This is a genomic window from uncultured Aureimonas sp., assembly GCF_913775355.1.
Lineage (GTDB): Bacteria > Pseudomonadota > Alphaproteobacteria > Rhizobiales > Rhizobiaceae > Aureimonas.
The window spans coordinates 1-12,292 of record NZ_CAJYIU010000334.1 but is presented as its reverse complement, the minus strand read 5'-3'; the positions used below and the strand labels follow the sequence as shown (position 1 = coordinate 12,292).

The following is a 12,292-nucleotide window of genomic DNA, read 5'->3' as shown; positions in this document are numbered from 1 at the left end:
ATCATGTCGGCAAGGCGCGAGACGGCGGCGCGCTCGATGCGCAAGGCGCAAGCCGGGTGGGCGCGGTCGCGCGCCGGCGAGACCGGCAGGCCGCTGTCGCCGTAGACGCCGCGCGTCAGCGCCGGGGTATCAGCCGCATGGGCGAGGAAGGCCGCCGTGCTCCAGCCGAAGCAGCCGGCCCCGTAAGCGCCGTCGACGCGGTCCGGGCGCCCGGCATCGTCCAGCACCTCGAACCGGTCGAGACCGTGGCCGCGACGAAGAAGGCTTGCCGCCGCGGCCCGCCAACCGGCCGCGTTGAGGACGAGCCCGCGCCCGATATGGACGAAGCGCTCCGGCGACAGCGCCTGAAGCACGAAGGGAAGTTCCGACAGCGCGTCGTGGCCGTGCGCGACGGCGACCATCGAAAGCGGCGCGTCGGTGGCGGCGCGAAGCTCCTCGAAGCGCATCAGCGCCTCGGCGCGGCCGCGCCCCTGGTCGGCGACGATGCAGACGCCCGCGCCGGGGCCGAGTTCGGGCAGATGCCGGGCCAGCCGGTCGAAGACGAGATTGAGATTGCCCGCCTCGCCGGGCAGGCGGACGACGACGAGCCGCTCGCACGGGACCGCGTGAAGCTTTGCCGGCTCACGAACAGTCTGGCGGAGATTGCGGCGCTGGGCGGCAAGGAACGCGTCCCAGAAGGGTTCGAACCGGATCGCGGGGAAGAGCGTCAGGAGCTCCTCGCCATCGGCCACGGGATCGAGGCGGCGCAGGAGCTTCGGCTCGATGCGCAGCACCGCGCCCGTGCCGTCGTCGTGGACGATGCGCAGGAGCGGCGCCCCGGCGGCGTCCGTCGGCAGCGCACCCCGCAGGACGGTGGAGAAGCCGGCGCGCGTCGTGGTGCCGCCGCCGCCGAAGACCGACGCGAGGTCGGGGCGGGGGCGAAAGCCCGTCGCGGCCTCGTCGGCGGCCAGCACGCAGTCGCCGATGCGCATCCGGAACGTCTCGATGCGCTTGGCGGGGCTGACCGCCCAGCCGTCCGCAAAGCAGCCGAAGCCCGGCACCATGAGGAGCTTGTCGATCCCGCCCTCTGCCGCCATGCCGGCCGCGGCGGCGTTGCCCGCCATCCAGTTGCCGCCCGCATGGAGGACGGCGGCGAGCGCCTCGGCATGGCCGCCGATCGACAGCGCTTGCGCCTGCGCGAACGCGACCGCGAAGGCGTCGGCCTTCAGGACGCGCGTGTAGGCGCCGTAGCGCAGATGAAACTGCGCGCCCGCCCCGAGATAGACGAAACCGTCGCGCAGCGTCGGCGGCGGCTGCCATCCGGTATCGAGGAGGCCGACGACGCCGACGCAGGTGGAGTTGAGGTCGGGCCGCTCGTAGCGCAGGACGGCGCCACCTGCCGGCAGCTTGTCGCGGTCGGCGACGACGGCGGGAAAGTCGATGTCGGCGCTGCGCTTCATCCAGCCGACGAACCAGACCTGACCGTCGGTGCCGACATGCAGCGCGTCGATCTGGCCGACGTCGTTGTCGGAGATCGGTCGCAGCGGCCGGTCGCGCAGCGCGACGGCCTCGGCGCGCAATCCGGCCAGCCGGCGCAGCATCCGGTCGCCGCGCGTCTCGCCGGCGGCACCAGCGGCGAGGCCGGCCACCAGCCTGGTGCGCCAGGCGGCGACGAGTTCGCCGACCGTCGGATCGCGCCCGCCCGGCGGCATCAGGCGCACGTCGGTGCCCGCCACCCGCACGCCGACGCGAAGCGCGGCGCGGCGCGGCGACAGGCGGGCGAGCCGCGCGAAGACGTCGGGCCCGAAGCGGAAGGCGGCCTGCGTCGTGCGGCCGAGGCGCAGGTCGCTCGGCGGATGGGCAAGGCCGGTCGCGCCGAGCGCGAAGGCGTCCTCGCCGACAGTCAGTTCGAGGTCGGTCGCCGCCTCCGGCGCGTCCACCGACAGCACCCAGCCCGACACGCCGTGTCCCGCCTCCAGGCGCTCGATGCGCCCGCACCAGCGCCCGGCCTCGTGATCCACGAGATCGCTCGCCGCATAGGCGGACAGGGGAAGGACGTGCAGCATGGGCAGGGGACGCTGGTTCGCGGGCGTCTAAATCCGGTCGGCCGCCGCGTCAGGCGACGGGTTCGGCGCGGACGATCTCGACCGAGGCGCCCTCGCCGATCTGGATTTCCGAGCGCGCCCGCGCGTCGAGGATCAGGAGTTGCTCGCCGGTCAGCGCGTAGTCGGTGAAGGACACCGCCTGCGCGCCTTCGGTGTCGGAGACGTGGGTGCCTTCGGCGACGCGCACGCTGGCGCGGCCGGTGGCATGGAGGGCGACGACCGGCGGCGCGGCCGGGGCGGCGAGCGTGCGGGCGAGCGCGGCCGAAAACTCGGCCGGGGTGCGGACCGTTTCCGCGCTCGTGCGCACGTCGGTGCCGGCGTAGGATTCCAGAAGCGCCGCGGCGACCGCGGCCGGCTTCTCCGCCACCACCGCCTCGTCGCCCGCCGAGCGGCGCAGGAGGCCGCGCTCGTAGACGCCGAAGGACCAGAGGATGCGCAGGAAATCGAAGTCGGCCTGCGAGATGCGCCCGTGCTTCAGGGCCCATTTCAGGGCGGCGAGGCGCTCGCGCACCTCGTCGCGCTGGAGCCCGGCGCGCGCCTTCGAACCGCCCGCGACATGCGCGCCGTTCTGCAGGATCACCGCGTCGCCGCCCTCGAGGCGCAGCACCACCGAGCCGACGCGCTCGGGCGCCACCGAGATCGGGAAGCTGAAGCCGAGATGGCCGTCGCCCAGACCCGCGTCCGCGAGATCGCCGCGGAAGGTGTTGATCTTGCCGGCGCCCACGCACTGGTCGCCTTGGAAGGCGAGGAGCGTGTAATCGCGCACCCGGCCGTCGGACGTATGGATCCAGCCCTGAATCTGGTCGGCGCTGGCGAACTCGATGCTTCCCCGGATCATCTGCGGACGGCTCCCACTCGGACAATTCGTTGAGACTATGAATGATATTCCTTACGCATCTGTAACGTGGGGTTGCGCCGGCACGCGGCGGCACCCGCCCCGCCCGCCCGCCCGGCCAAGATGGTGACCAGTGCGGAAATCTTCGCTAATTTTGCGTTGATCTTTAAGCAAAGCATTCAACGACACTATTCCGGTTCATCTGTTGTTTTCCTCACCATCAGGAACAGTATTCATTAACTTGAATATCGCCCGCCCTCGTCGTCTTCTGCAGGAGACGAATTGGATGGAGCGGGCTGTGCACGGATCCGAGCGACGCGCGACATTGCGGGTGGAACGAGGACTCTCGGCTTTCTCGTACCGGGCGGACGCCTTGCTGAGCGGCGAGGCGCCCGAGGTCGAGGTCGTCGCCGTGTCGCCCGGCATCTCGCTCCTGACCGCCCCCGGCGAGCGGCCGGGCTTCCTGTCGCGGCCGGGCCAGGTGCTCGTGGTGACCGCCGAGGCGGCGGGCGCGATCGACATCGTGATGCGCGCGAAAGGCCCCGGCGGCATCCTGCCGGCGGGCCTCGAGCTGAAGCGCATGGGCGCGGAGGCCGAAGCGGCGCCGGAGCCGGCGCTGCGTCTGCGGCCCGACCTTCCCGACGGCGGCGTCGAGTTCCTCTTGCGCGCCCACGTGTCGCTGCGCGGCGACATCGCCGCCCCGCGCGGCCACTGGATCTGCGGCCCGGAAACGCCGGGGCGGATCGAGGGGCTGGAGATGCGCGGCGTCGCTGCCGAACTGCCGGTGGAATACCAGGTGGCGTCGGGCGGGCGCGGCGCGGGCTGGTTGCCCTGGACGCCGGCCGGCACCTATGCCGGAACGCGTGGCCGGGCGCTGCCGCTGATCGGCCTGCGCGTGCGGCTCCTGCCGGACACCGCGCCCGGTCTCGCACTGAAGGCCGACGGCGTGTTCCTCGGCTCGTCGGTCTCGACCCGCCAGGGCCGCGAGATCGAACTCGTCGGCCCGACGCCGCTCGACCCGCTCGTCGGCGTGCGCCTCGACTTCGTCGCGGCCGCAAGGTCCGCCGGGCCTCTGCCCTCGCCCACCCCCGTCCGCCAGCCGAGCCGCCTGCGGGTCTTCCGCCGCGCGGCCGGGCCGGTGGACGCGGCCGCCTGATCCATCCGCCCCGGCGCCGCCTCCCGGCGGCACCGGATCCCGAAGGCCCTGAATGGCTGAGATCTACACCTATTCGGCGAACGCGAGCCAGGGACACATGTCCCCGGACACGTCCGACCATATCAACAGCGTGCTGTCCGATCTCGGGTTGGGCGGCACGTCTGCGGATTCGGCCGACGTCTCGCGCACGAGCGCCGAACCGGTGACGAGCGACGCCTCGGCCCCCGCACCGACCGCGACCCATGCCGAGGCTGCGACGACGCCCGGCCATGTCGACGGCACGGCGATCGAGCCCGACCACACCGCCTCGATCCTCGCCGGCGGGTCCGACACCACGCTCCCGCAGGCCACCGCGGCCCCCGGGGCGGAGCCCGTCGCCGACGGCGCATCGGCCTTCCACGCGCCGACCGCCGACACCCATGCCGCCACCGCCTATGCGCCGCCGCCCGGCGCCGACAGCGTGCCCGGCGGCCATGCCGGCACCGGCGCGGAGACCTTCGGGGGCTTGGGCACCGACACGCTCTGGGGCAGCGACGGCGGAACGCACGGGCTTTTCACCCTGCCGCCCGCGCCCGCCGGCAGCGACACGATCCGCTCGTCCGGCGGCATGGAGACGATCTACGGCGGCAATGCCACGATCTACGCCTCCGGCCATTCCACGACGCTCCACACCGACACCGTCCATAGCGGCAGCGAAGGGGCGACGATGGACGGCTCGGCCTCCGCGCAGGCCGTCCATACCGACGGCTCGTCGGCCTTCGCCGACCTGCCGGGCGGCTCGGGCAGCGACACGATCGTCCTGCACGACGGGGCCGGCACGATGCCGCCGCCGGGCGGCGACGATGCCCACGCGGCCGGCGCCTACGGCACCCACGACCCCTATTCGGCCCACGATCCGTATGCGGCCCACGATGCCGGCGTCTACGCCTACGGGTCGCCCGACAGCGTGGTCGGCGGCGACGGGTCCGATCCGTTCGCGCTTCTCGGCTATTCCGGCGGGTCCGACGGCTACGAAAGCGGCCACACCGACACGGGCACGGCGCACCACGATCCCTACCTCACCGACGGGCACGTGACCCATTCCGACACCGGCACCACCGTCTCCTACCACGACGGCTACGACCCCGGTTATTCCGGCGCCGACCAGCTGGAGTTCAAGGACACCGTGATGGCGGGCTGACCGCCTTGAGGCCGCGCGACGCGGAGGCGTTTCCGGCGTAAGGGCCCGTTCAGGGTTCGCGGTGCAAGGTCGGCCCCTCCGTGCCCTTCCGCCCGACGAGCCGCCCGCCGATGTCCGCCCTCCCGACCCCCAGCTTGCGCGACCTCGCGCTCGCCGCCCGCGCGGCCGGCGAGCGGGCACGCGCGCTGGCGCTGTTCCGCGAGGCGGGCGACCCGTGGAGCCGCAACGACGCAGCGCTCGAACTTCTCGCGCTGGGTGAGATCGAGGACGCCCGACGGACGGCCGAGGCTCTCGCCGGGGAGCGTCCGGATTTCGCGCCCGCCCGCCGCACGCTCGGGCTCGTCGCACGCGCCGCCGGCGACCTCGATGCCGCGCTCCAGCATTTTCGCGCCGCCGCCGCGCGCGACCGCGCCGACCTCTGGAGCGCCTACGACGCCGCCGAAGCTTTACGCGCGCTCGGCCGCGGCGAGGAGGCCGATGCGGCGCTCCGCGCGCTCGCCGGCGGAACGCCCCTGCCCCACGCCCTTCGCGCGCTTGGCGCAGCGGCGCGCGCGCGCGGCAACGCGGAGGAGGCGCTGGCCGCCCTTCGCGTCGCGGCGGATCTCCTGCCTGCCGACCCTTGGTTCCTGCTCGACCATGCCGAGGCGCTCGTTGCGCTGGAGCGGCTGGACGAGGCGGACGTCGCGCTGCGCGCGCTGGCGCAGCGCCATCCCCGCTTTGCCGGCGCGCGCCGCGCCCTGATGCGGCTCGCCGCCCGTCGCGGCGACGCGGCGATGCGGTTCGATGAGGCCCGCGCGCTCGCCGCCCTCGACCCGGATGCCGGGGCGCTGGATCTTGCCGATGTGCTCCTCGAACGCGGCGAGCACGCGGAGGCCGAGACGATCTGCATCCGTCATCTCGTGCGGCGCGGGGCGACCCCCCGACCGCTGCGGCAGCTCGCGCGGGGCGCGCGCCAGGCCGGCGACACGGAGCGGGCGCTCGCCCACCTTCGCGCCGCCGCGCGCCTCCTTCCCGCAGATGCCGCCCTGCGCGCGGAATGCGCGGGCGAGGCCCTCGCGCTCGGCCGCATCGCGCAGGCAAAGGCCGACGCCGAGGCCGCGCTCGCGATCGACCCCGCCGCCCCGCGCGCCCACCGCATCCTCGCCCTCGTCGCGCGCGCCGAGGGACGCGAGGCGGACGCGCTCGATCGGATGCGCGCGCTCTGGGCGGACGGTGCGGGGCCGGCGCAAGCCGGCTTCGATCTCGGCGCCGACCTTCGCGCAGGCGGCGTCTTCACCGAAGCCGCAACCATCTACGATCGGCTCGCCGAACGCCCCGACGCCGCGCCGGAGGCCCTCGTCGAACGCGCCCTCCTCGCCCGCTGCCTCGACGGCATGGCCGGCGCACGCGCGCGTCTGGACGAGGCGCTGCGCCTCTCGCCCGGGCATCCGCGCGCGCTCCTTTGCCTCGGCGACATCGAGCGCGAGCTCGGAAACTTCGCGGCGGCGGCGGCCGCCTACCACGCCGCCCTCCAGAGCCGGCCCGGCCTCGGCTGGGCCCATGTCGGCCTCGCCCTCCTCGCCGAGGCACGGGGCGAGCCGGACGAGGCGGTCTCGGCGCTCCGTGCCGCGATCGCGGCCGACCCCGGCGAGAGCCATCCGCGTATTCTTCTCGCGCTGCGGCTCGCCGAGCGCGGCGAGGGCGACCACGCCCGCGCGCTCCTTGCCGGCCTCCCGCCCGGCGATCCCCGCGCCGCGGAGGCCGCGCTCGCGCTCGCCCGCATCCGCCGCCTGGACGGCGACGGCACGGGTGTGTTGGCCGCGTTTGAAGACGCCGCGCGGCGCTGGCCGGATCGGCCGGACCTTGCGGTCGAGACCGCCGAGGAGGCGCTGCGGCAGGGACGGCCCGAGGCGGCGCTGGCATGGCTGTCCTATGGCGAGGCGCGTCACCCCGGCCATCCCGGCCTTCTCGAGGCGCGGGCCCGGCTCGCCCTGTCGCGCGACGATCTCGAGGCCGCTGCCGCCCTCTTCGACGAGGCTGCGATCGCCGATCCCGGCCGGCTCGGCCCTCCCCTGATGCTGGCGCGCCTTGCCGCGATGCGTGGCGATCCGGCGTCGGCGCTCGAACGCTTCGAGGCGGCCGCGCGGCGCTTCGGCGAGCGGCCCGAGCTGACCCTCGCGCGTGCCGAGACGCTGCGCCAGATCGGCCGGATCGCGGAGGCCGAACGCTGCTTCGACGAGAGCCTCGCGCGGGCGCGGGTTCCCGCCGTCGCGATCGCCGCCGCGCTGGCCGCGATCGAGGGCGCACGGCTACCGCGCGCCGAGGCGCTCCTGTCAGACTTGGCCACCGCGACGCGGGCCGACACGGCGCGGCTGCATTTCGCCCGCGCCCAGCTCGCCGCCGCCGGCTGGAACTTCGAGCGCGCCATTGCCGAGGGCGAGGCGGCCGTGCGCCTGCAGCCGGCGGACGGCTGGTATCGCAACCGCCTCGCCCACGCCGCGCTCCTTGCGCTCGACCTGCCGCGCGCCGCGCGTGCGCTGACGGAGGGCGCGGCGCTGGAGGCCGGGGCCAACGCGCTGCGCGGCAAGTCCGCCAATCCCTCGCAACGCCATTACGGCCAGCTGCTCGACGAATTCCGCCTCGACGCCGAGGCGCTGGCGGCGCTGCAGGCGGCGCTGGCCGAGCCGCCGGCCGTGCGCCTTGCCGCGATCGCAGCGTGCCTGCGCGCCTCTCCCGGCCACACGGCCTCGTCGGTCGTCTACCTGATCGAGGCCCGCCGGCAGGGCGCGCTGGCGACCCGCATCGGTGACGGCGATGGCGGGGTGCCACGGGCGATCCACCAGTTCTGGACCGACGACGCGGTGCCGGCCGACGTCGCCGCCTACATGGCGACCTGGCGCAACATCAACCCCGGTTTCACCCACCGCGTCTGGAGCGAGCGCGAGGCGGTGGGCTGGCTGGCCGCCCATGCCCCGCCCGCCACCGCCGCAGCCTTCGCGCGGGCGCGCGAGCCGGCGATGAAGGCGGATCTCTTTCGTCTGGCGCTCCTTGCCCGCGAGGGCGGGGTCTGGGTCGATGCCGACGACCGGTGCCTGCGTCCGATCGCGCCGCTGCTCCAGCGCGGCGCCGGTCTCCTCGCCTATCAGGAAGACCTCGGCTCGGTCGGCAACAACGTTCTCGCCGCGCGCCCCGGCCATCCCCTCGTTCTCAGGGCGCTTGCCCAGGCGAGCGAGGCGGTCAATCGCGGCGACGGCGATATCCTGTGGCTGGCGACGGGTCCCGGCCTGCTGACGCGGGTCTGGGCCGGCGCTCTCGCGCGGCCGTCATCGGGCGAGGCGGACGACGCTCTCCTCCTCGACCGGGCCGACTGTCTCGGCCATGTCGCAATCCATTGCCTCGCCGCCTACAAGGCGAGCGAGCGGCACTGGAGCCGCACCGCCTTCGGGCGGGGCCGGCGGGCCCGCCGCGGCATGTCCCCAAGCTGAAAAATCGCCGGGCGCCAAGCCCGGACGGTCAGGCGGCGAGCGGATTGCGATCCGCGAACAGCGCGGAGGCCCGCGCCTCCAGCGTGCGACGGAGGGCTGCGGGCACCTGCCGGCGCGACTTCGCCCGCGGCAGATCCATCTCGGCCACCGGCGCGGCGTCCGGCACGAGCGCCTCGCGCTCGTCCCAGTTGTCGAAGCCGAGATGCTCGAGATTATCGACGAAGCTCTCGGCCGCCAGCCCCTCGGCGAGGATCAGCGCGTGGCGCGCGAGCTCGACATGGAGATAGAGGATCGTCTCGCCCGCCGGCGTTTCACGTGTGACAGCGACCCCATCGACCAGCGCCGAGGCATGGACGAGGATACCGGCGAGACCGATCGCGTGGTCGGGCGACAGAAACAGGTCGCGGCTCGGCACGGCCTCCGTGATCGCGCCCGCCCGGATGCGGATCGGCAGGACGCGCAGCGGATCGCTGCCGCGCACCGGCACCGTCTGGCGCCCGATCCAGCGCACCGCTTCCGCCGCGCCATCGACGGTCAGGACGAGGTCGCCGGGCCGCAGGTCCTCGATCGCCGCCGAGCCGGTCGGCGTCGCGAGGCGCGTGCCGGGCCGGAAGCAGACGGGCGCGATGTCGATCGAAACGGTGGGCGTGAGGCCACCGGTGGTGCCGCCGCCGAGCGTCGTGCCGCTGTCCGCGCCGGTGGCGCCGCCGCCGGTGCCGGCCCCACTGGCGACGCCGGCACCGGACGAGCCGCCGCCCGAACCACCAGAGGTCGAGCCCGACGAGCCGTGGGTGTCCGAGCCACCGGTCGCGGCGGCCGCGGCCTCGCTCGCCGCCGTGCCGCTGCTGCCGCCGGAACTGGCGCCGCCACCGGACCCGCCGCCATCGCCGCCCGATGCGGCGCCCTCGCCCCCGCCCTCGCCGGAACCGGCCGCACCGCCGCCATCGCCCGAACCACTGTTCTCCGTGCTGCCCCCGCCGCCGGCTTCGCCGCGCTCGGGGCCGCCGTCGCGCGCCGCCGCCGCCGACCCACCGCCGGCCGCCGCACCGCCGCCGTTGCCGGCCGAGCCGGCGGCCGCGCCGCCCGTCGATCCGCCGAGGCTCGCCCCGCCGACACCGGCGGATGCGCCGCCCGGTCCGGCATGCGGGCCCGCCTGCCGCGCACCGCCGGCTCCTGCGGCCGTGCCGCCGCCGGCCTGCGGACCGGCACCCGTCGATCCGTCGGCCGCGCCGCTCGCGCTCCCGGCCTCGGTCGTGCTCGTCGCGGCACCGGTCGGGCCCGCGCTCCCCGCACCGTCCGCGCCGCCGCGGGACCCGCCCCCACCGGCCACCGAGCCCATGGCCCCGGCGCTCGCCGTCGCGCTGGTCGCGATGCTGCCGGACATGGCGACCGTCGCGGCCGCCGAGGCGTTCGAGCCGGACGAGGACGACGAGCCGCCCGAACGGTCGCGCGCGTCGCCGCTGTCCTTCGTGTCGTCGGTCTGGCTCATGGCTCGGGGTCCCGGCTGGCGCACTGCGTCAGCCTGCAGCTTGCCACGACCGGGCAGCGCCGCAAGCGGGACCTGCGGACAGGGCAAGCAAAGGGTGAAGACGACAGCTGCAAGCGTCAGCGGTCAGGCCGCCGCCAGCCAGTTCTGCCAAGGAAAGGCGATCGATCACGACGCTCGAAGGCGCGATGGACTGGACCGACCTCCTGGCATCCGACGCGGCGCTGGCGCTGCCGGAGCGTCACGCCGAGGCGCTGACGCGTCTGGCGGCGCGGCGCTTTCGCGACGGCGCCGTGCGGGAGGCGGTGGCGCTCCTGCGCCGGCGCGTGCGGCTGGACGAGCCCGCGACGGCGGCCGAGCGCGCGCTCCTGGCGCTCGCCCTCTCGGCGGCGGGCGAGCGCCAGGCGGCCGACGCCGAGCTCTCGCACGCCCTCCTCGCCGACCCGCTCGATCCCGCTGCCGCGCTGATCGCGCTGCGCCTTGCCGCCGACCGCGACAGCGTGCGCCTCGCCGCCCGGCGCATCCTGTCCAATCCCGTGGCCGCCGACGACGCGCTGGGCCAGGCGCTGGCCGCGCTCTTTCGCGCCGGCGAGGACGCGGCCCTCATCGCCGATCTCGCGGACGGCCGGCTGACGGGCTGGGCGATCTGGCGCGGCGATCCCGCGCCCCGCCTCGTGCTGCCCGGCCCGGCGGGCGAGCAGCGCTTCGCCCTTCGGCCCCTGCCCCATCTCGGCTTCCTGCCGCCGGGCGCCTCGGGCGCGCGGCTCGACGAGCGGGTGGCCGGGGCGGTCGAGGGCTGGCGGCTGGAGCGCGACGGGCGCATCGTCGCGCAAGGCCCGCTCCCTGCCCGCTCGCGCCGTCGCGAGGCGCCTCGCCTCGGCGCGCCGCCCATGGCCATCCCGGCGCGTCGCGCGGTGCGGGTGGTGATGCCGGTCTTCGGCGATCCCGACGCGACGCGCGCGGCCCTGCGGGCCGCCGTTCTCGAGGTCGCCCGCCACCCCGGCGCCCGGCTCGTCGCGGTCGACGACTGCTCGCCCTTCCCCGCCATCACGGCGCTTCTCGAGACCTTTGCCGCACGCGGCCTCCTCGAGCTTCGCCGCACGGCGGTGAACCGAGGCTTTCCCGGCGCGGTGGCGCTCGGCCTCGAGGGCGGCGAGGGCTTGGACGCGCTGGTGCTCAACGCCGACGCGATCCTGCCGGCCGGCGCGCTCCAGCGCCTCGCGGACGCAGCCTATGCGGCGCCCGACATCGGCACCGCGACGCCCCTGTCGAACAACGGCGAGTGGACGAGCTGGCCGCGCCTCGGGCAGGCGGGGCCGCTGCCGCTTGAGACCGAGGCCGCCCGGCTCGATGCCGCGGCGCGGCGCCTTGGCGCCTCGCCGGTCGCGCTGCCGAACGGCATCGGCTTCGCCTTGTACCTGCGCCACGACTGCCTCGCCGCCGTGGGTCCGCCGTCGGAGATCTACGAGCGCGGCTATTTCGAGGACCTCGAATGGACGCTTGCCGCGCGTCAGGCGGGGTTTCGCAGCGTCGCCGCTCCCGCGCTCTTCGTGCCCCATCACGGCTCGCGCTCGTTCGGGCCGGACAAGGCGATGCTGGTGGCGCGCAACCTGCGGCGTCTTCGTCGCCGTTTTCCCGGCATCCGCGCGGAAAGCGCCGCCTTCCGCCGCGCCGATCCGCTGCGGGCGGCACGGGCGCGGCTGGAGGAGGCCTGCCCGCCGACCGGCCGCCCGCGCCTCGTCGTGGCGCCCGCCGGCAGCGCGGTACTGGTGGAACACCTCCATCGCCTCGGCGAGGCGGCCGCCGACGCCGTGGTGCTCACCTGGCGCCGGTCGGGCGCCGGGCTCCGGGCGGACCTTGCGAGCGGCGGCGGCGGCGCGCCGCAGTCGCTGGGGCACGACATGGCCGCGGACGGCGGCGCGCTGGCGGCCTGGCTCGCCGCGCTGGCGCCGGGCGAGATCGATCTCGTCGGCGCGCCCCCGCCACGCGACCTGCTCCAAGCGATCCTGCCGCTCGGCGGCACCATGACGATCCTCGCCGGCACGCCGCGGCCCGGCGAACCCGATCCGCTGGCCGCAGACGCGCTC

General features: G+C 75.3%; 7 protein-coding genes. 4 read left to right on the top strand and 3 right to left on the bottom strand.

Features of this window, described 5'->3' with window-relative positions:
• Both QZ753_RS20735 and QZ753_RS20730 read right to left on the bottom strand, forming a co-directional pair.
• Positions 1-2,045 (bottom strand): hypothetical protein (locus QZ753_RS20735; RefSeq protein ID WP_294646522.1); only part of this gene is annotated, 2,045 nt, incomplete at its 3' end.
• Between the two features lie 49 nt (positions 2,046-2,094).
• Positions 2,095-2,922 carry a hypothetical protein gene (locus QZ753_RS20730; protein ID WP_294646521.1) on the bottom strand — a complete coding sequence of 276 codons (828 nt, stop codon included), beginning with the start codon at positions 2,920-2,922 and terminating at the stop codon, positions 2,095-2,097.
• A 370-nt stretch (positions 2,923-3,292) separates the two neighbouring features.
• Between QZ753_RS20730 and QZ753_RS20725 the strand changes: the two genes are divergently transcribed.
• The 3 genes from QZ753_RS20725 (at position 3,293) to QZ753_RS20715 (ending at position 8,719) form a co-directional block, all read left to right on the top strand.
• Entirely contained in the window at positions 3,293-4,075 is a 783-nt protein-coding gene (locus QZ753_RS20725; RefSeq protein ID WP_294646519.1) for a hypothetical protein, read from the top strand.
• A gap of 52 nt (positions 4,076-4,127) precedes the next feature.
• Positions 4,128-5,255, top strand: a complete 1,128-nt coding sequence (locus QZ753_RS20720; protein WP_294646518.1) for a hypothetical protein — start codon at positions 4,128-4,130, stop codon at positions 5,253-5,255.
• Between the two features lie 110 nt (positions 5,256-5,365).
• Positions 5,366-8,719 (top strand): tetratricopeptide repeat protein, encoded by a 3,354-nt coding sequence (locus QZ753_RS20715; RefSeq protein ID WP_294646517.1) that lies wholly within the window; start codon positions 5,366-5,368, stop codon positions 8,717-8,719.
• A 28-nt stretch (positions 8,720-8,747) separates the two neighbouring features.
• Here QZ753_RS20715 and QZ753_RS20710 read toward each other — a convergent pair whose 3' ends face one another.
• Positions 8,748-10,208 carry a Hint domain-containing protein gene (locus QZ753_RS20710; RefSeq protein ID WP_294646515.1) on the bottom strand — a complete coding sequence of 487 codons (1,461 nt, stop codon included), beginning with the start codon at positions 10,206-10,208 and terminating at the stop codon, positions 8,748-8,750.
• 185 nt (positions 10,209-10,393) lie between these two features.
• Between QZ753_RS20710 and QZ753_RS20705 the strand changes: the two genes are divergently transcribed.
• Positions 10,394-12,292 (top strand): glycosyltransferase (locus tag QZ753_RS20705; protein WP_294646512.1); only part of this gene is annotated, 1,899 nt, incomplete at its 3' end.